The sequence below is a fragment of the Streptomyces sp. NBC_01092 genome, from assembly GCF_045039535.1.
In the GTDB taxonomy this organism is placed as follows: domain Bacteria; phylum Actinomycetota; class Actinomycetes; order Streptomycetales; family Streptomycetaceae; genus Streptomyces.
This window is the reverse complement of record NZ_CP108659.1, coordinates 6,025,663-6,044,911: the sequence shown is the minus strand read 5'-3', so window position 1 is coordinate 6,044,911 and position 19,249 is coordinate 6,025,663. Positions and strand designations below refer to the sequence as shown.

The 19,249-nt window shown below is 71.3% G+C and carries 14 protein-coding genes and 1 pseudogene; 1 reads left to right on the top strand and 14 read right to left on the bottom strand.

Annotated elements, in window-relative coordinates:
- Positions 1-115 precede the first annotated feature (115 nt).
- From topA to bldG, 8 genes are all read right to left on the bottom strand, one after another.
- A complete protein-coding gene (gene topA / locus OG254_RS27575) occupies positions 116-2,953 on the bottom strand; it encodes a type I DNA topoisomerase (RefSeq protein ID WP_405586749.1) in 2,838 nt (945 codons plus the stop codon).
- A gap of 250 nt (positions 2,954-3,203) precedes the next feature.
- On the bottom strand, positions 3,204-3,401 hold the full coding sequence (locus tag OG254_RS27570) for a hypothetical protein (protein ID WP_351198900.1): 198 nt from the start codon (positions 3,399-3,401) through the stop codon (positions 3,204-3,206).
- Between the two features lie 189 nt (positions 3,402-3,590).
- On the bottom strand, positions 3,591-5,966 hold the full coding sequence (locus OG254_RS27565; protein ID WP_405586746.1) for a protein kinase domain-containing protein: 2,376 nt from the start codon (positions 5,964-5,966) through the stop codon (positions 3,591-3,593).
- Positions 5,967-6,158: 192 nt separating this feature from the next.
- The gene (locus tag OG254_RS27560; protein WP_405586743.1) at positions 6,159-7,697 is read right to left on the bottom strand and encodes a methyltransferase; all 1,539 of its coding nucleotides are present in this window, start codon (positions 7,695-7,697) and stop codon (positions 6,159-6,161) included.
- A 61-nt stretch (positions 7,698-7,758) separates the two neighbouring features.
- Positions 7,759-8,373, bottom strand: a complete 615-nt coding sequence (locus OG254_RS27555; protein ID WP_405586740.1) for a small secreted protein — start codon at positions 8,371-8,373, stop codon at positions 7,759-7,761.
- A gap of 196 nt (positions 8,374-8,569) precedes the next feature.
- Positions 8,570-10,975, bottom strand: coding sequence for a sodium-translocating pyrophosphatase (locus OG254_RS27550; protein WP_405586737.1), 2,406 nt, complete (start codon positions 10,973-10,975; stop codon positions 8,570-8,572).
- Positions 10,976-11,300: 325 nt separating this feature from the next.
- A complete protein-coding gene (locus OG254_RS27545; protein ID WP_405586734.1) occupies positions 11,301-11,738 on the bottom strand; it encodes an ATP-binding protein in 438 nt (145 codons plus the stop codon).
- A gap of 122 nt (positions 11,739-11,860) precedes the next feature.
- Positions 11,861-12,202, bottom strand: a complete 342-nt coding sequence (bldG, locus tag OG254_RS27540; protein ID WP_003975386.1) for an anti-sigma factor antagonist BldG — start codon at positions 12,200-12,202, stop codon at positions 11,861-11,863.
- An 82-nt stretch (positions 12,203-12,284) separates the two neighbouring features.
- On the opposite strand from bldG, the gene OG254_RS27535 reads away from it, so the two are divergent.
- The gene (locus OG254_RS27535) at positions 12,285-15,044 is read left to right on the top strand and encodes a DEAD/DEAH box helicase (protein WP_405586731.1); all 2,760 of its coding nucleotides are present in this window, start codon (positions 12,285-12,287) and stop codon (positions 15,042-15,044) included.
- 40 nt (positions 15,045-15,084) lie between these two features.
- On the opposite strand, the pseudogene OG254_RS27530 reads toward OG254_RS27535, so the two are convergent.
- From OG254_RS27530 to OG254_RS27505, 6 genes and pseudogenes are all read right to left on the bottom strand, one after another.
- A pseudogene (locus OG254_RS27530) lies at positions 15,085-15,447 on the bottom strand (Rv3654c family TadE-like protein); the annotation flags it as partial.
- On the bottom strand, positions 15,444-15,734 hold the full coding sequence (locus OG254_RS27525) for a TadE family type IV pilus minor pilin (RefSeq protein ID WP_405595220.1): 291 nt from the start codon (positions 15,732-15,734) through the stop codon (positions 15,444-15,446). The gene OG254_RS27525 and the pseudogene OG254_RS27530, both read right to left, overlap by 4 nt.
- 109 nt (positions 15,735-15,843) lie before the next feature.
- Positions 15,844-16,053: a DUF4244 domain-containing protein gene (locus OG254_RS27520; protein ID WP_405586728.1), complete on the bottom strand. Its 210-nt coding sequence runs from the start codon at positions 16,051-16,053 to the stop codon at positions 15,844-15,846.
- Between the two features lie 217 nt (positions 16,054-16,270).
- Positions 16,271-17,086 carry a type II secretion system F family protein gene (locus OG254_RS27515; RefSeq protein WP_405586725.1) on the bottom strand — a complete coding sequence of 272 codons (816 nt, stop codon included), beginning with the start codon at positions 17,084-17,086 and terminating at the stop codon, positions 16,271-16,273.
- A 40-nt stretch (positions 17,087-17,126) separates the two neighbouring features.
- Positions 17,127-17,978, bottom strand: a complete 852-nt coding sequence (locus OG254_RS27510) for a type II secretion system F family protein (protein WP_405595218.1) — start codon at positions 17,976-17,978, stop codon at positions 17,127-17,129.
- Position 17,979: 1 nt separating this feature from the next.
- Entirely contained in the window at positions 17,980-19,173 is a 1,194-nt protein-coding gene (locus tag OG254_RS27505) for a TadA family conjugal transfer-associated ATPase (RefSeq protein ID WP_405586722.1), read from the bottom strand.
- Positions 19,174-19,249 lie beyond the last annotated feature (76 nt).

The following is a 19,249-nucleotide window of genomic DNA, read 5'->3' as shown; positions in this document are numbered from 1 at the left end:
GACCGTCAACCGGTCCCGTTAGAGGCGCGGTTGGTCCTCGCCGGGACCCGGTCCGCCTTGCGGGCGAGGGTCCCGGCGGGCGAAGGTCCCAGCGGGCGAAGGTCCCTGCGGCGGTTCAGTCCTCCGAGGACGACTTGGAAGCGGTCGCCTTCTTGGCGGTCGCCGTCTTCGCCGTCGTCTTCTTCGCGGCCGTCGTCGTCTTCTTCGCCGCGGTCTTCTTGGCGGCCGTCTTCTTGGCCGGGGCGGCCTTCTTGGCGGTCGTCTTCTTCGCGGCGGCCTTCTTGGTCGTCTTCTTGGCGGGCGCCTTCGCGCGCTTCTCGGCGAGCAGCTCGAAGCCGCGCTCCGGGGTGATCTCCTCGACGCTGTCGCCGGAGCGCAGGGTCGCGTTGGTCTCGCCGTCCGTCACGTACGGCCCGAAGCGACCGTCCTTGACGACGACCGGCTTGCCGCTGACCGGGTCCGCACCCAGCTCCTTCAGCGGCGGCTTGGCGGCGGCCCGGCCACGCTGCTTGGGCTGGGAGTAGATCTCCAGCGCCTCTTCGAGCGTGATCGTGAAGAGCTGGTCCTCGGTCTGGAGCGAGCGCGAGTCCGTGCCCTTCTTCAGGTACGGGCCGTAGCGGCCGTTCTGCGCGGTGATCTCCACGCCCTCCGCGTCGGCGCCGACGACGCGCGGCAGGGACATCAGCTTGAGGGCTTCAGCGAGCGTCACCGTGTCGAGCGACATCGACTTGAACAGCGAGGCCGTACGCGGCTTGACGGCGTTCTTGCCGGTCTTCGGGGTGCCCTCGGGGAGCACCTCGGTGACGTACGGGCCGTAGCGGCCGTCGCGGGCGATGATCTGGTGGCCGGTCTGCGGGTCGGCGCCGAGCTCGAAGTCGCCGCTCGGCTTGGCCAGCAGCTCCTCGGCCAGCTCGACGGACAGCTCGTCCGGGGCCAGGTCCTCGGGGACGTCCGCGCGCTGGTGGTTCTCGGAGTCCTTCTCGCCACGCTCGATGTACGGGCCGTAGCGCCCGACGCGCAGCACGATGTCGTTGCCCACCGGGAACGACGACACCTCGCGGGCGTCGATCGCGCCCAGGTCGGTCACCAGCTCCTTGAGGCCGCCGAGGTGGTCCCCGTCGCCGTTGCCTGCGTCGGCCGCGCCGCCGTTGTGCGTGCCCTCGCCGAAGTAGAACCGCTTCAGCCACGGCACGGACTGCGCCTCACCGCGGGCGATGCGGTCGAGGTCGTCCTCCATCCGCGCGGTGAAGTCGTAGTCGACGAGCCGGCCGAAGTGCTTCTCCAGGAGGTTGACCACGGCGAAGGACAGGAAGGACGGGACGAGTGCCGTGCCCTTCTTGAACACATAGCCGCGGTCGAGGATCGTGCCGATGATCGACGCGTACGTCGACGGGCGGCCGATCTCGCGCTCTTCGAGCTCCTTGACCAGGGAGGCCTCGGTGTAGCGGGCCGGGGGCTTGGTGGCGTGCCCGTCGACCGTGATCTCCTCGGCGCTGAGCGCGTCGCCCTCGCTGACCTGGGGCAGGCGGCGCTCGCGGTCGTCCAGCTCGGCGTTCGGGTCGTCGGCGCCTTCGACGTAGGCCTTCAGGAAGCCGTGGAAGGTGATCGTCTTGCCGGACGCGCTGAACTCGACGTCCCGCCCGTCGGCCGCCGCGCCGCCGATCTTGACGGTGACCGAGTTACCGGTCGCGTCCTTCATCTGGGAGGCGACGGTGCGCTTCCAGATCAGCTCATAGAGCTTGAACTGGTCGCCGGTCAGTCCGGTCTCGGCGGGCGTGCGGAAGCGGTCGCCGGAGGGGCGGATCGCCTCGTGCGCCTCCTGCGCGTTCTTGACCTTTCCGGCGTACGTCCTGGGCTGCGGCGGCAGGTAGTCGGCGCCGTACAGGTGCGTGACCTGGGCACGGGCCGCGGCGACGGCGGTGTCGCTCAGCGTCGTGGAGTCCGTACGCATATAGGTGATGAAGCCGTTCTCGTACAGCTTCTGGGCGACCTGCATGGTCGCCTTGGCTCCGAAGCCGAGCTTCCTCGAAGCCTCCTGCTGGAGCGTCGTCGTACGGAACGGGGCGTACGGCGAGCGGCGGTACGGCTTCGACTCGACCGAGCGGACCGCGAACTGCGTCTGCTCCAGGGCGGCGGCCAGGCCGCGGGCGCCCGCCTCGTCGAGGTGAAGGGTGTTCGCGCTCTTGAGTTGTCCGAGGGAGTCGAAGTCGCGGCCCTGCGCGACCCGCCTGCCGTCGACGGTCTGCAGGCGCGCCACCAGCGACGACGGGTCCGACGAATCCCCCGCGCGGCCGGTCGCGAAGGTGCCCGTCAGGTCCCAGTACTCAGCAGAACGAAACGCGATGCGCTCGCGTTCCCGCTCCACGACGAGTCGCGTGGCGACCGACTGGACACGGCCCGCCGACAGTCGCGGCATGACCTTCTTCCACAGGACCGGCGAGACCTCGTAGCCGTAGAGGCGGTCGAGGATGCGGCGGGTCTCCTGGGCGTCGACCAGCTTCTGGTTCAGCTCGCGCGGGTTGGCGACGGCGGCCTGGATCGCGGCCTTGGTGATCTCGTGGAAGACCATCCGCTTGACCGGGACCTTGGGCTTGAGCACCTCCTGGAGGTGCCAGGCGATGGCCTCGCCCTCGCGGTCCTCATCGGTGGCGAGGAAGAGCTCGTCGGAGTCCTTCAGCAGGTCCTTGAGCTTCTTGACCTGGGCCCGCTTGTCGGCGTTGACCACATAGATCGGCTCGAAGTCGTGTTCGACGTCCACACCGAGGCGGCGGACCTCACCGGTGTACTTCTCCGGCACCTCCGCGGCGCCGTTCGGGAGGTCGCGGATGTGCCCGACGCTCGCCTCGACTACGTATCCGGGGCCGAGGTAGCCCTTGATCGTCTTCGCCTTGGCAGGCGACTCGACGATGACGAGTCGGCGGCCGCCATGTGCGGTCTCGCTGGTCGGGGACAACTTCGCTCTTCTCTCCGGTCGACGCTGGGGCCTCCCCGGGGGTCGCTCGGCTCCCGGGGTCGGGTGGTGGTGACGCTGCGGAGTGTGACGGTACATCCCGCCCCGTTGTCAAACGGGAAAAGCCCGCAACGGCCACTCGAACGGTAACCCGACTTCCGCCATTCCTGCCGCCCGGAGTGCCGACAGGTCTTTTCGAGCCTTTCCGGAAGAGGCCCTGCCAATTACTGGCCGCCCAGCTCGCGGGCCGTTCTCAGAGGCGGGTGAAGCACCAGGTTCCGAGGATGAGCGCGATCACCGAGACGACGCCGGCGAGGGTCGCCGATGCGACGGGGTTCACACCGTGAGCGACGGGCTGACGCTGTCGCACCCGGACCGCCGTCCACACCAGCAGCCCGCCTCCGAACAGGGCGAACACGATCCCAGCGAAGAGCGCCGGTCCGCTTTCCATGGCTCCGTATGCCCCTTTTCTTCCCGTACGCGAGTGCCCCAGCCCGGGGAGGCTGACACGCGCGGACGGCGCACAGGCGAACCTCAGGTGAACGAGGGACCGACGCTGCTGTGGACTCTCCGAATCGCTCCGGTCCCGGCCGCCACGACAGCCCCACAGCATCCTCCGCCCTCATCGGCCCCGTCCGCCTCAGACCGCGCCGGGCGCCGGTATCTTTCCGGTCGTCTTCGCGTTGTCGACCCGGCCGACCGTGCACACGACCTTGTTGAAGCCCGCTTCCCAGTCCTCGTCGTCCGCGATCCAGCCGTAGACGGCCCGCTCCGCACCGGGCGCCCAGATCGACTCGAATTTGTTCCGGCACAGCTTGGTGGCGTTGTCCGAGCCGTTCTTGTGACTCATTTCGCCGGGTGCCTGAACAGTGCCTATGACCTGGTCGGTGTGCGGTTTGGCGCAGCCGATCAAGGGGGCGTTGTAGCCGTCGTCCTCTTCCTCGTAGATCCAGCAGTCACCGACGCCCATCTGACCGACCCAGAGGTTCTCGCCGTCGTCGCGGAAACCGCCCACCTCGCCACCTATCGCGGCATGCCGGCCGAGCACGAGGCACGCCGTACCGCTGTTGGCCGCGGCGAACCCCTCCTGCGTCGGTACGACCGCATATCCGGCCGCGTCCGGCAGCGCGGTGGCGATCGCCCCGCTCTGCTTCTCGCAGCGCCGCGCACCCTGCGCGCGGGCGTCGGCGAAGTCGGTGGCGGTGTCGACGGCCACGACCTGGCCGTCTGGCCAGTCGTCGTCGCAGTCCACGACCCCGAGGTTCGGCATCGACTTGAAGGGCGTCCCCGCCCACACCGCCTGCACGCAGTCCCCCGTCTCCAGCGGCTCGGTGAGCCCCACGGCATCGCCGTACGGATACACGGGCCCGGTCGGCGATGGCGACCCCTGTGACGCGCTCGCCGAGGGCGAACTCTTCGTCGCGGAGTTCTTCTTGTCCCCTCCGTCGTCGCCGGTCAGCGACACGACGGCCCATGTACCACCGGCGACGACGAGGACGAGCCCCACGACCAGGGCGATGAGCGCGGTGCGCTTCCTGGCGGCGGAAGCCGGGGGTGGCCCCTGACCTCCCCCACCAGGCAGGGGACCGCCGAGCCCGCCGGTGGCCCAGGAACCTCCCGGGCCTCCAGGGCCGCCGGAGGCGCCGCTCAGGTACGACGGCGTGGTGGCACCGCCCGCGTACGGCGACGAGGTGGGGCTGTCGGCGTACGGCGACTGGGCGGCGGCCCCTCCCGCGTGCGGAGGCTGACCGCCGCTCCCGGCGTAGGGCGACTGCCCGGCGCCGTCCGCGGAGGTGGCACCGGGGCCCTGCGCGTAGGGACCTTGCGCGTAGGGGCTTTGCCCGTAGGGGCCTTGCGCGTAGGGGTTCCCGGGGTCGAAGGGCGGCTGCGGGGCGGGCTGGCGCCACGGGTTGTACGGTGCCGAGCCGGGCGTGTGTCCGGGCGTGGCCGGACCGCCGGCGCCAGGACCGCCCCCGGCCGGAGTGTTCGGGGTCGGCGCCGCACCCGGCGTCTGCGGCGTACCCGGCGCCGGTCCTAAGCCGCTGGGCGACGGCCCGAACCCCGCCTGCCCCGCACCGACCGCCGGCTCCACGCCCCACCCGGGCGGCGCCCCGGAACCCGCATCCGGCGCCGGCGTCACGCCAGGCGCCCCCTGCACCACCCGCTCCAGCCCCCGAGCCGCCACCTCCGGCGCCGACCTGCGCACCGGGTCCTTCACCAGCAACCCCTGAAGCACCGACGCCAGTTCACCGGCACGGACCGGTGGCGTCGGGTCCTCGCCGAGGAGGGCCGTCAGGGTGGCGTAGTCGCCGTGGCGGTCGAAGGGGCCGCGGCCCTCCACAGCGGCGTAGAGCGTGGCGCCGAGGGAGAACAGGTCGGCGGCCGGAGTGGGCGGCTCGCCACGCGCACGCTCCGGGGCGAGGTAGCCCGGCGTGCCGAGGATGCCCGCCGTGGCCGTGAGCCGGGGCTCGCGGGACTCGGGCTGGAGGGCGATGCCGTAGTCGGTGAGCAGCACGCGCGCGTAGGGGTCGCCCGACGCGTCCGGCGCCAGAAGGATGTTGGCCGGTTTCACATCCCTGTGGAGGATGCCGATCCGGTGCCCGGCGGTCAGCGCGTCGAGCACGGCGAGCCCGACGCGGGCCACCTGAACGGGCGTCAGCGGCCCCGAACTCCGCACGACCGCCTGGAGATCCACCGCGTCCGGCACGTGCTCCATGACGATCCACGGCAGCTCCTCGTGCACCACCACGTCATGCACCGTCGCCACATGCGGATGCCCTCGCAGCCGCGCCGCGTGCCGGGCCTCGCTACGGGCCCGGGCGACGCGGTGCCCCGTCTCGCTCGCGTCCATCGGCACGTCCGGAAGCGCGATCTCCTTCATCGCGACTTCGCAGGCCAACTCCTCGTCGTAGGCGAGCCAGACGCGGCCCATGCCGCCCGCGCCGAGCGTCCGCACCAGCCGGTAGCGCCCGTTGATGAGCCTGCCTTCGCCGTGATCCGGCGTCTCCCCCGCCATCACGCCTCCCCCCGAGACCCGAGGCAGCGCGTCTCCCCCGAGGGCGCGTCGAGTCCGTCTCTCGAAGGTAGCTTCGCACCCACCACTGACAGGAGACCTTTTCAGGATCAATCCTGGCAGACCGGACACTTGGGCATCAGGGGTGCCAATCCATCTCAGGTGTGACGCGGCAGGGGCGAACCCCGGGCGGGGTCACCGAGCCGGTTCGAGGAACCCCTGCTCCACCAGCAGCCGGATCTGCGCGGGCGTCCGGTCGCGCAGCAACATCGGATCCTCGCCCATCAGTTGGGCGATCGCATCCAGGATGCGGCCCGCGCTCAGCGTGCCGTCGCACACCCCGGCGAAGCCCGCGCCGACCGTGTCCACCTGCGTGGCCCGGCGCATGCCGCGGTGCTGGCGCAGCACCACATGCTCCGGGTCCTCGGCGCCGGGCAGCCCGACCTGCTCCTGCACGACTTCGGCGACGAGCCTGAAGTGGTCGTCCAGCAGGGCCGCGTCGTCGCGGGCGCGCAGGTAGTCGAGCCGGTCGAAGTGCGCCCGGACCGTGTCGCCGAGCGGCTGCTCGACCGGGTGCGGCCACTCCTCCACCGTGATCGAGGGCACGGCGGCCGACGCCTTGCGCAGGGTGATCCACCCGAAGCCCACGCCCTTGACCTTGCGCGCCTCGAACTCGTCCAGCCAGGCGTCGTACCGCGCCTGGTACTCGGCCACGTCACCCCGGTGGTCACCGGCGTCCCTGAGCCACAGCTCGGCGTACTGCGTGACGTCCTGCACCTCGCGCTGCACGATCCACGCGTCGCACCCGCGCGGCACCCATGACCTGAGCCTGTCCTGCCAGTCCTCCCCCTCCACGTGCTGCCAGTTGGCGAGGAACTGCGCGAACCCGCCCTCGTTCAGCCGCTCCCCCGCCCCCTGAACGATCGACCGGCACAGATCGTCCCCGCCCATCCCGCCGTCGCGGTACGTCAGCCGCGCGCCCGGCGAGATCACGAAGGGCGGGTTGGACACGATCAGGTCATAGGTCTCGCCGTTCTTGAGCGGCTCGAACAGGGAGCCCTCCCGCAGATCCGCGGCCGGCGCGCCGGACAGGGCCAGCGTGAGCGCGCAGATGTGCAGCGCGCGCGGGTTGAGGTCGGTCGCCGTCACGCGCGTGGCGTGCTGCGCGGCATGCAGCGCCTGGATGCCGGATCCGGTGCCGAGGTCGAGGGCGGAGGCGACGGGCGTGCGGACGGTGATGCCGGCGAGGGTCGTGGAGGCGCCGCCGACGCCTAGGACGACAGCCTCGTCCGCCTGACGGCCGTCACTGCCACTGCCGCTCGCACCGCCGACCGCGCAGCCCAGGTCGGACACGATGAACCAGTCCTCGCCCCCGGGCCCGCCGTACGGCCGTACGTCCACGGTCGCGCAGACGTCGTCGGAGTCGCCGCCGACCCGGACCAGCCACCCGCTCTCCAGGCACGCGTCGACGGGCAACACGCCCGCCACGCGCGCGTGCGGAACGGGCTGCTGCAACAGGAACAGCCGTACGAGCGCTTCGAGCGGCGCGTCCGCGCGGGTCGCCCGGAGCGCGGGCACGGTCTCGCTCCTGGCGAGCGCCGCGTACGCGGGCGCGCCGAGCAGTTCAAGCAGTCCGTCGGCGGTGAAGGAGGCCCTGAGCAGGGCCTCCCGCAGCCGCACGGCGACATCGGGGCGGTCGGAGGTGGGCAAGGAGGGCAGCGTGGAGTCACTCACGCCCTCATTGTGACCCGCGCCCGCGCCCCAAGTCGGCACGGCCGCGGGCGGCCGCTTCGGCTCAGCTGTCGGTGGCCCCGGCCGCGCCGGACGCCGCGGCGGCCTGCTTGCAGCCCTCCTGCGAGGTCAGCGCCTTCTTGGTGTCGCCGGACTCCAGCTCCTTCAACGCCGTCACGGCGCTCTTGCGCTGGGTCTCCACCTGCTTCATCTCGGCCGACACGTCCTTCAGGCCGGACGCGAACTTCGCCTGGTCCTTCGTGTCCAGCCCGTCGACCCGCTTCTTCAGGTCCGCGTAGGCCGCGGAGAGGGCGGTGAGCTTCGTGACGACGTCCTTCTGGGCCTTCGCGCCGTCCTCGACCCCCGGAGGCGCCCCGGCGGAGCTGATGAGCGTCGCGCGCTCCTTGTAGCCGTCGGCGAGGTCCTGGAAGGCCTTGGAGTCGGCCGCCTGGAGCTCCTTGGGCGTGCTGGTCGTGTCCTTGGCCGCCTTGGTGATCGCGACGTAGGCCGCCGAGATCTTCGCGTTCTGCGCCGGCACCGAGTCACAGACCTTCTTGGCCCAGGCGTCGAGCTCCTTGTTGCCCTCTTCGCTCGTGCATCCCGTCAGCGCCAGTACCAGTACCGCACCGCCGGACATTACGGCCGCGAGCTTCTTGTTCACCGGTTTGGTCCCTTCCATGGCTATCGGCCACGGGACCCTACACGTCGGATCGGGGACGACACCGTGCCCCATACGCCATCCGTAGGCTTTTCATACCTTTTGCACCATGTGAGAGAAGGGTCACGGCAAGGGCGTGAACCAGCACGAGGCGGGCGGGCGGCACGTCAATGCGCGCCGCCCGCCCGCCTCTTGAGCAGGACCGTCGTAAGACCGCCTACGAGACCACCGCGGGATCGGCCGGCTTGGCCAACCGCTCGGCGTTGTCTTCGTCACCCACGGCGATCCCGCGCCGCTTGGAGACGTAGACCGCGCCGGCGATCACAAGGAGCGAGACGACGGCGATCAGGACCCGCACGCCGACGTTCTTGTCCTCGCCGTAGCTGAACTGGATGACCGCGGGCGCGATGAGCAGCGCGACCAGGTTCATCACCTTCAGCAGCGGGTTGATCGCCGGCCCGGCGGTGTCCTTGAAGGGGTCACCGACCGTGTCGCCGATCACCGTCGCGGCGTGGGCCTCACTGCCCTTGCCGCCGTGGTGGCCGTCCTCGACGAGCTTCTTGGCGTTGTCCCAGGCACCACCGGAGTTGGCCAGGAACACCGCCATCAGCGTGCCGGTGCCGATCGCGCCCGCCAGGAACGCGCCCAGGGCTCCGACGCCGAGTGTGAACCCGATGAAGATGGGCGCCAGCACGGCGAGCAGACCGGGCGTGGTGAGCTCGCGCAGGGCGTCCCGGGTGCAGATGTCGACGACCTTGCCGTACTCCGGCTTCTCCGTGTAGTCCATGATCCCGGGACGCTCACGGAACTGCCGCCGCACCTCGTACACCACGGCGCCCGCCGACCGGGACACCGCGTTGATGGCGAGACCCGAGAAGAGGAAGACGACCGCCGCGCCCGCGATGAGACCGACGAGGTTGTTGGGCTGCGAGATGTCCATCATCAGGTTCATCGGCGCGCCTTCGCCGCTGAGCTTCTCGCCCACGTCCCGCGCGCCGGTGGTGATGGCGTCGCGGTACGACCCGAAGAGCGCCGCCGCCGCCAGGACGGCGGTGGCGATGGCGATGCCCTTGGTGATGGCCTTGGTCGTGTTGCCGACCGCGTCCAGGTTGGTGAGAACCTGGGCGCCGGCGCCCTCGACGTCGCCGGACATCTCGGCGATGCCCTGCGCGTTGTCGGAGACCGGACCGAAGGTGTCCATGGCGACGATCACGCCGACCGTGGTGAGCAGACCGGTGCCGGCCAGCGCCACCGCGAACAGCGCCAGCATGATCGACGTGCCGCCGAGCAGGAACGCCCCGTAGACGCCGAGGCCGATCAGCAGGGCGGTGTAGACGGCCGATTCGAGACCGATCGAGATACCGGCCAGGACGACAGTGGCGGGCCCCGTGAGCGAGGTCTTGCCGATGTCCTGGACCGGGCGGCGGTTGGTCTCGGTGAAGTAGCCGGTCAGCTGCTGGATGACGGCGGCCAGCGCGATGCCGATCCCCACCGCGACGAGCGCGAGGATCCGCGGGTCGCCGTCCTTGGCCGCGATGGCCGCGTCGCTGATGCCGTCGAGGTCGGCGTACGACGACGGCAGATAGGCGTACACGGCGATCGCGACCAGCACGATCGAGATCACCGCGGAGATGAAGAATCCGCGGTTGATCGCAGTCATGCCGCTGCGGTCGCTGCGCCGCGGCGCCACCGCGAAGATGCCGATCATCGCGGTGATCACGCCGATCGCGGGCACGATCAGCGGGAAGGCGAGCCCGGAGTCACCGAACGCCGCCGATCCGAGGATCAGGGCGGCGACCAGGGTCACCGCGTACGACTCGAAGAGGTCGGCTGCCATGCCCGCGCAGTCGCCGACGTTGTCGCCCACGTTGTCGGCGATGGTCGCGGCATTGCGCGGATCGTCCTCCGGAATGCCCTGCTCGACCTTGCCGACCAGGTCGGCGCCGACGTCGGCGGCCTTGGTGAAGATGCCGCCGCCGACACGCATGAACATCGCGATCAGCGCGGCACCGAGTCCGAATCCTTCGAGCACCTTCGGCGCGTCGGCCGCGTACACCAGCACCACACAGGAGGCGCCGAGCAGACCGAGCCCCACTGTGAACATGCCGACGACGCCGCCCGTGCGGAAAGCGATCTTCATGGCTTTGTGCGAGACGGCGGTGAGATCCTTTTCCGGTTCGCCCGCCGCCGGGGTCGCTTCCCGTGCCGCCGCGGCGACCCGCACATTGGCGCGCACGGCGAGCCACATGCCGATATAGCCGGTGGCCGCCGAGAACGCAGCGCCGATCAAGAAGAACACCGATCGGCCGATGCGCTGATTCCAGTCGTCCGCGGGCAGCAGCATGAGCAGGAAGAACACGACCACGGCGAATACGCCGAGCGTGCGCAACTGCCGGGCCAGATAGGCGTTCGCGCCTTCCTGGATGGCCGTCGCGATCTTCTTCATGCTGTCGGTGCCCTCGCCCGCCGCGAGCACCTGGCGCACCAGGACTCCGGCGACAACGAGCGCTGCCAGTGCGACGACACCGATGATCGTGATGATGATCCGGTTGTCGTCTGTCAGCACTGCAGCCGCGAGGGCAGTGGGATGGTCCAGCTGATGAGGGGTAGAAAGCCCCGCCATTCGTCCTCCTTGACGCTTGGGCTGAGCTCAAGATGTGGACGGATTCTAGGTACCGGAACCTGATCAAAACAGATGGCGGTAAGCGGAATCGGCCTTCACGTGCCGTTCAGCAAATGATCGACATCAAGCCACTGAACCCGAAAGCGCTAATGCCCTAAAACCGTTGACGCCGGCTTTGACGCTTGATCAAATTATGAGGAGCTTGATCAATTATCGGAGTATCGATCGTGAATTCCTTCACGAATTCCCCGGCGTCGGAGGAAAAAACACGAAGGGGCCCTGCTGAGCAGGGCCCCTTCGTGATGAGACGGGTGGGTGAAGCTGTTCAGGAAAGTACCGCGGCCGGCGGTGTGGTCGGCCAGGTCATACGGATCAGGCCGCCACGCTCTCCGGCGGAGACCTCCACGTCGTCGACGAGGCCGCTGATCACCGCGAGGCCCATCTCGTCCTCCTCGGCGTCCACCTCAGCGTCGTCGCCCGCGGCGCCGGACGACCGCTCGCCGGGAACGGAGCGCGGCGCCTCGTCGCCGACCTCGATGGAGAACTGCTTCTCCTCCTCGATCAGCGACACCTTCACCGGCGCCGTGATGCCGACGCTCTGGTGCAGCCCGACGGCCCGGGTGCAGGCCTCGCCGACGGCGAGTCTGACCTCGTCCAGGACGGCCTCGTCCACTCCGGCCCTGCGCGCCACCGCCGCCGCCACCAACCGGGCGGTCCTGACGTGCTCGGGCAGCGCGCTGAAGCGGAGTTCAACGGTGGCCATGCATCCCCCTCAGAACTTCGGGCGTGCTGTCGGGGGGACCGGGCCGCCGAAAGCCCAGTCCCCCTTCGCTTTCACCTTCTGCAGCCCCGGGCACCCCGCGTACGGCGGGCCCGGGCCTGTGATCAGTCGGTCGCCGCTACCGCTTCCTCGACCGAGGTGTGGATCGGGAACACCTTGGTGAGGCCGGTGATGCGGAAGATCTTGAGAATGCGCTCCTGGTTGCACACCAGGCGCAACGAGCCCTCATGGGCACGCACCCGCTTCAGGCCGCCGACCAGCACGCCGAGCCCGGTGGAGTCGAGGAAGTCCACGCCCTCCATGTCTACGACGAGGTGGAAACTCCCATCGTTCACCAGCTCGACCAGCTGCTCGCGCAACTTGGGCGCGGTATATACGTCGATTTCGCCACCGACCTCGACGACCGTACGATCGCCGACGGTACGGGTCGACAGGGACAGGTCCACGGATCCTCCAGCACCTTGCTATCGAGCGGTCGCCCCTCGGGACACCTCGGCTTGCAACCCCAAGGTCGGTTCGCCAGCCGCGATGGCATTCAATCACTTACCGGCAGGCGTGCACGACGCCTTGGTCCCATTGTCCGTCACGCCAGTGACACACTCGGTGCCGATGGCCAAGAATCACCGATCCGATCGATCCCCGACGGGCACCGTTTCCCGGGTGGACCCGGGCGCGGTGCTGGGCCGACTCGCCTCGGGGCCGAGCCGGGCTTCGCGCATCACTCATACGGAGCATGTGCCCCCGCGGGAGGGTCGCCATGCAGTCTGGCCCGACCGGATCCGCGCGGAGGTCATCGCCGCAGTACAGACGGCCGGAATCGAACATCCCTGGGCCCACCAGGCACGCGCCGCCGAGCACGCCCTGGACGGCGCGTCCGTGGTCGTCGCCACGGGCACGGCCTCCGGGAAGTCCCTGGCCTACCTCGTGCCGGTTCTGTCGACCCTTCTGGACGGCTCAGAGGCCCCGAACGGCCGCGGCGCCACCGCCCTCTACCTGGCCCCGACCAAAGCCCTTGCGGCGGACCAGTGCCGTTCGGTGAAGGAACTTTCACATCCGCTGGGCAATTCCGTACGTCCGGCCGTGTACGACGGCGATACTCCGTTCGAGGAACGCGAGTGGATCCGCCAGTACGCCAACTACGTCCTGACCAACCCCGACATGCTGCACCGCGGCATACTCCCGTCCCACCCTCGCTGGTCCTCCTTCCTCAAGTCGCTGAAGTACGTCGTCATCGACGAGTGCCACACCTACCGCGGCGTCTTCGGCTCCCACGTCGCCCAGGTGCTGCGCCGACTGCGCCGCCTGTGCGCCCGCTACGGCGCCTCTCCCGTCTTCCTGCTGGCCTCTGCGACGGCCGCCGAGCCCGCGGTGGCAGCCCGCCGCCTGACCGGCCTCCCGGTGCTGGAGATCGCCGACGACGCCTCCCCACGCGGCGAACTGGTCTTCGCCCTCTGGGAGCCCCCGCTCACCGAGATGCAGGGCGAGAAGGGCGCACCCGTCCGGCGTACCGCCACCGCCGAGACGGCGGACCTCCTGACGGACCTGGCCGTGCAGGGCGTGCGGTCGGTCGCCTTCGTGCGGTCCCGGCGTGGCGCCGAGCTGATCTCGGTCATCGCCCAGGAGCGCCTCGCCGAGGTCGACCGCTCCCTCGCCCGGCGTGTCGCGGCGTACCGCGGCGGCTACCTCCCCGAGGAACGGCGCGCCCTGGAGCAGGCCCTTCACTCCGGGGAACTCCTCGGCCTCTCCGCCACCACCGCGCTGGAACTCGGCATCGACGTATCCGGCCTCGACGCCGTACTCATCGCCGGCTACCCGGGCACCCGCGCCTCCCTGTGGCAGCAGGCGGGCCGGGCCGGCCGCTCCGGACAGGGCGCCCTCGCGGTCCTCGTCGCCCGCGACGATCCGCTGGACACCTACCTCGTCCACCATCCCGAGGCCCTGTTCGACCGTCCGGTGGAATCGACGGTCCTCGACCCCGACAACCCGTACGTCCTGGCGCCGCATCTGTGCGCGGCGGCCGCGGAGATCCCGCTGACGGACGAGGACCTGGAGCTGTTCGGCCCCGAGACCGAGGGCCTGCTGGCGCAGTTGGAGGCCGCGAAGCTGCTGCGCCGCCGCACGAAGGCCTGGCACTGGACGCGCCGGGAACGGGCCGCCGACCTCACCGACATCCGCGGCGAGGGCGGCCGCCCGGTCCAGGTGGTCGAGGCCGGGACGGGCCGGCTGCTCGGCACGGTCGACGCGGGCGCCGCGCATTCCACGGTCCACGAGGGCGCGGTCCATCTGCACCAGGGCCGTACGTACCTGGTGCGCTCCCTCGACCTGGAGGACTCGGTCGCCCTGGTCGAGGAAGCCGCCCCGTCGTACTCGACAGTCGCCCGCGACACGACGGCGATCTCCGTCCTGGAGACGGACGTCGAGGTCCCGTGGGGCGACGGCCGCCTGTGCTACGGCTCCGTCGAGGTCACCAATCAGGTGGTCTCCTTCCTGCGGCGCCGGCTGATCACCGGCGAAGTCCTGGGCGAGACGAAACTCGACCTCCCTCCTCGTACGCTGCGCACGCGCGCGGTGTGGTGGACGGTCACCGAGGACCAGCTGGACGAGGCCCGGATCAACCCGGAGATCCTCGGCGGCGCCCTGCACGCCGCCGAGCACGCCTCGATCGGCCTGCTGCCCCTCTTCGCGACCTGCGACCGCTGGGACATCGGCGGCGTCTCGATCCCGCTCCACCCCGACACGCTGCTCCCCACGGTCTTCGTCTACGACGGCCACCCCGGCGGCGCGGGCTTCGCCGAGCGCGCCTTCCACACGGCCCGCTCCTGGCTCACCGCCACCCGCCAGGCCATCGCCTCCTGCGAGTGCGACGCCGGCTGCCCGTCCTGCATCCAGTCCCCCAAGTGCGGCAACGGGAACGATCCGCTGCACAAGAGGGGCGCCGTGCGGTTGCTGACGGTGTTGCTGCGTGGGGCGCCGGAGGAGGAGTCGGGAGAGGGTGCGGACGGGAGCGGGGAGCCCGGGTCTGTCCAGGACGGGGTGCCCGGTTCGGGCCAGGACGGGGGGTCCGCGCCGGCGCCGGGCGGGGCGACGGTGGCTGCGGGACCGGTCAAGGATCCGGTGTCGGCCGGTCCATCAGCGCAGGGCCGGGCGGCGGATGTCCCGTCGTCGGGGTCTGCCCCGCAGGCGCCGTCGGCGGCCGAGGCCCCGGCGGCGACGGAAGCCCCGGCCGCGGCGGAAGCCCCGGCGGCGGCAGAGGCACCCCCGGCTCCGCAGGCCCCGCCCTCGCCCTGACCTCCGCCGCGAAGGGGCCCCGGCCCGAGGCCGCCGTCACGTCCGAGACCTCGCCGACCAGTACGCATCGCACCAGCCGCACGCCCTGAGCGCCGGCAACCCGTTCGGCCCGTGCACAGGCCGCCGTGCCGCCCTCCGCCCAGTGGTCGGCCGCCGCGAGCGCCGCGAGATCGGCACCACCGGCCGCACGGTGCCGGGTCGCGACCGCGTGGCCCAGGGCGAGTACGACGCCGAAGACCACACAGAGCACGGCGATGGCGCCAAGGCTCCACACGGTCGCGGAACCCCGATCGGAGCGCAGCCCGACGGCAGCCTTCCGGGCGGTGCGTGGACCGCCGACCGCGGCCCGTCCGTTACGGCGCCCGGCACCCGCCCTTCGGCCCGCTACGGAACCTCCTCTCATGTCCCCGACCCCACCGTCTCCTCCGCCGCCGCGACGGCCTCCTCCCGCACCTCGAAGGGGAGTCCGGTCAGCACCGGCGGCTTGGCCACGACGACCACGCGGACCTCGTCACCTTCCCGGCCGACCGTGACCGTCGCGCCGCGGGGCGCTGCCTCTCGGGTCACCTCGATGACCGCGTCGGTGGGATCCTGCCGGGCTGCCGCGCGGGCACCGGTCCGGGCCGCGTCCACGCACTGGATCTGTGCCGCCAACACCAGCAGGCCCCACACCAACGCCATCGCGAACATGACCAGAACAGGCAGCACGACAGCCGACTCCGCGGTGACGAAGCCACGATCCGAGCCCCAGCCTGCCTTTCGGGCGGTTCCCCGGTCCGGCCCCCGCTCGCCCTCCGCCTCACATCCGTGCATCGAGCGCCTGCTTCACGATGGCCTGCAGTTCCTCGCTGACCTGCCCGCTCGTCACGACCTTGTAGAGCACCACGGCGAACGCCACCGCCGCCACGATCCCCATCGCGTACTCGGAGGTGACCATCCCGGCATCACCCCGCGCCGCCCGCACCCTGAACGCCAGCGCGCGCATCCGTGCCCATACCGCCTTGTACATCTCAACCCCCGTAAGGTTCAGTCTCGTTGAGCAAACCGTTGAAACAAATCGTTGAAACGACCCGTTGAACTTCCGCTGTGGAACGCCCGCGAGCGCCCGCAGCCGGGCCCGCCTGTTGCAGAACCCTCGACCGTCTTGCAGACCTCTCGACCGTCGACCTGCGACCTGCAGAGCCAGCTGAGACGGTCAACCTGCGACCGTCCCGGCCCTCACCCCGTCATCCACCACCCCCTCCCAACACCCCGCCCGCAAGCCCGATCACCACCGGCGCCACGCCCACCGCGATGAACGCGGGCAGGAAGCACAGGCCCACCGGCGCGCTGACCATGACGGCCGCCCGCCGGGCCCGTTCCGTCGCGGAGCGCGTCCACTCGGCGCGGGCCTCCGCCGCGAGCCGCGCGACCGGTCCGGCCGCCGGGAGCCCCGTCACATCGGCCCGTTCCAGCAACCGCGCCAGCGGCCCTGCCCCGGGCATTGAGGCCAACCGCTGCCACGCCTCGCCCGGTTCACCACCCAGCCGCACCTCCGCGGCACCGCGCGCCAGCCCTTCCCCGACGGGACCGCCCAGCGCCTCGCCCACGGCCTGAGCCGCGATCACCGGGCCGGCTCCGGCCGCGATGCAGGCAGCGAGGAGATCGGCGGCGAGCGGAAGCCGACGTGCCACCTCACCGGCGTCGACCTCCGCCGCGGCGCCCTCAACGGCTCTCTGCCGACGCCGCCACAGCCACAGCCCGCCCGCGCCGACCAGCCCCACGCCCAGGCCGGCGACCCCGCCGACCAGCGCCCAACCTGCGCCCACGACCGCTGCCAGCGGCAGCCATTGCCGTACGCCCTGCCGGACGTCGTACCGTCTGCCAATAGGCGTCGCGCCGGTCGCTCCGCCGGCCGTCCGGTCGGCCGTCGTCACCAACGACCCCAGCCGTCGCCGAACCCTCCGTTCGCGCCGTACCTCCGCCGACCAGCGCCACAGCCACCCGACAGCCAGCACCGCCCCCATCGCCGTCCCCAGCCTGTGGACAACCTCCACGTTCACACCGCCACCTCACTCTTCCGGCGACCATCGACTCGGCCTCTCACGCCGACTCCGCTCCCCGCACGATCCGCGTCGCCCACCACATCCCCAGCCCTTCCAGCACTCCGCCGACGACCAGGCACCCGAGCCCCGCCCCGGTGTGCAGCAGCACATGCAGCGGGTCGGCTCCCATGGCGGCCCCGAGCATGAGTCCCAGGACCGGCAGCCCGGCGAGCATCAGCACCGTCGATCGGGCGCCTGCCAACTGGGCGCGCAGATCGGCACGTTGGTCCCGCTCGGCCCGCAACGCCCCTTCCAGCCGGTCCAGCCCGGCCGCGAGCCCCGCGCCCTGGTCCACGGCCACTCGCCAGCACGCCGCCAAACCCAACAGGCCCTCGGCACCCGGTTGCCGTGCCGCGGAGGCCAGAGCACCCGGCACATCCCCGCCGAACTTCGCCGCCGCCAACACCGCGGACTGCGTCTCACCGAGCCCGCCGGCATCCCGTACCGCCCGCTGCAGCGCCTCACCCGGCTGCCGCCCGGCCCGTACCTCTCCGGCGAGCGTCGCGCACAGCACGATCACCGCGTTCCCGTGACTCTCCCGAGCCCTTCGCGCCTCCCGGGCCAACCGCACCCGCCGTAGCAAAGGCACCCCGGCCGCCCCCGCGACGACCGGCAGCACCGACGACCCCAGCAGCGCCAGCACCAGTCCGACGACCGGTGCCCACCACTCGGCCCGCATCCGCCCCCGCAGCCGCCGCAGCCCCCCTGCCAACTGCCGCCAGTCGGGCGGTCCGGCGCCCACGGCCCCGCCGCCGGCCAGGAGCAACTGCGCTCGCCGCACTCCGGAGTTCGGCCCACCCAGCAACCAGACCGCCATGCCGAGGCACAGCACGGCCGCGCCCGCAGACATCTCACCCACTCACATCACCGAACCCCTCATGAACACGGCGCCCTCCATCGCCCTCGCCGCGAAGCAACCCCCGCAGCCGCTCCCACCCCCGCTCGTACGCGAACGTCTCCGCGCCCCACCGCAGCGCCGGCACCGTCCGCACCAACCCCGACGGGTCCCGCTCCAGCACATGCACCTCGGCGATCCGCCGACGCCCGGTCCGGTCGCGTACGAGATGGATGACGACCGACAGAGCTGCCGCCAACTGGCTGTGCAGCGCGGCGCGGTCGAGCCCGGCCGCCGTGCCGAGCGCCTCCAAACGGGCCGGCACATCGGCCGCCGCATTCGCGTGGACGGTCCCGCAGCCTCCTTCGTGACCGGTGTTCAACGCGGCCAGCAGATGGACGACTTCAGGGCCGCGCACCTCGCCCACGACCAGCCGGTCCGGCCGCATCCGCAGCGCCTGCCGCACCAGGTCCTCGAGGGTGACGAGCCCGGCGCCCTCCTGGTTGGCGGGTCGGCTCTCCAGCCGTACGACATGGGGATGTTCCGGCCTGAGCTCCGCGGAGTCCTCGGCGAGCACGATCCGTTCACCTGCGCCGACCAGTCCGAGCAACGCGCTCAACAGCGTGGTCTTGCCGCTGCCGGTCCCGCCGCTGATGAGGAACGACAGCCGTGCGTCGACCAGTGCGCGCAGCACCCGGTCCCCGCCCGGCGGCACCGTGCCCGCCGCGACCAGTTCTTCGAGCGTGAACGCTCGTGCCCGTACCACTCGCAGCGACAGGCACGCGCAGCCGATGGCGACGGGCGGCAGCACCGCGTGCAGCCGGGTCCCGTCGGGCAGCCGGGCGTCCGCCCAGGGCCGTGCGTCGTCCAGTCGCCGCCCGGCCACCGCAGCCAGGCGTTGCGCGAGACGTCGTACGGCAGCCGCGTCCGGGAAGGACACGGACGTCAGCTCCAGGCCGCCGCCTCGGTCCACCCAGACCCGATCCGGTGCCGACACCAGCACGTCCGTGACCGAGGGATCGGCGAGCAGTGGTTCCAGCGGGCCGCTCCCGACCAGCTCGGACCGCAACTGCTCGGCTGCCCCGAGGACTTCGGCGTCCCCCAGCACCCTGCCCTGCTCCCGCAGAGCCTGCGCCACGCGCGCGGGCGTCGGCTCGGCCCCGCTCTCGGCCAACCACTGCCGCACCCCGTCCAGCAGCTCCGACGGCATGCCCGCCCTGGCTGCCGACCGGTCCGGCGCCCGGCTCCCGCCCGAGGGACCGCCCCGTTGGCCCGAGTCGGGCCGC

Excerpts from the sequence above, each read along its gene's own strand:
- OG254_RS27555 (WP_405586740.1), bottom strand. The coding sequence starts at position 8,373 with ATGGAAGGGACCAAACCGGTGAACAAGAAGCTCGCGGCCGTAATGTCC.
- OG254_RS27570 (WP_351198900.1), bottom strand. The coding sequence starts at position 3,401 with ATGGAAAGCGGACCGGCGCTCTTCGCTGGGATCGTGTTCGCCCTGTTC.
- OG254_RS27565 (WP_405586746.1), bottom strand. The coding sequence starts at position 5,966 with ATGGCGGGGGAGACGCCGGATCACGGCGAAGGCAGGCTCATCAACGGG.
- OG254_RS27505 (WP_405586722.1), bottom strand. The coding sequence starts at position 19,173 with ATGCCGTCGGAGCTGCTGGACGGGGTGCGGCAGTGGTTGGCCGAGAGC.
- OG254_RS27535 (WP_405586731.1), top strand. The coding sequence starts at position 12,285 with ATGGCATTCAATCACTTACCGGCAGGCGTGCACGACGCCTTGGTCCCA.
- OG254_RS27550 (WP_405586737.1), bottom strand. The coding sequence starts at position 10,975 with ATGGCGGGGCTTTCTACCCCTCATCAGCTGGACCATCCCACTGCCCTC.
- OG254_RS27525 (WP_405595220.1), bottom strand. The coding sequence starts at position 15,734 with ATGTTCGCGATGGCGTTGGTGTGGGGCCTGCTGGTGTTGGCGGCACAG.
- OG254_RS27510 (WP_405595218.1), bottom strand. The coding sequence starts at position 17,978 with ATGTCTGCGGGCGCGGCCGTGCTGTGCCTCGGCATGGCGGTCTGGTTG.
- OG254_RS27520 (WP_405586728.1), bottom strand. The coding sequence starts at position 16,053 with ATGTACAAGGCGGTATGGGCACGGATGCGCGCGCTGGCGTTCAGGGTG.
- OG254_RS27545 (WP_405586734.1), bottom strand. The coding sequence starts at position 11,738 with ATGGCCACCGTTGAACTCCGCTTCAGCGCGCTGCCCGAGCACGTCAGG.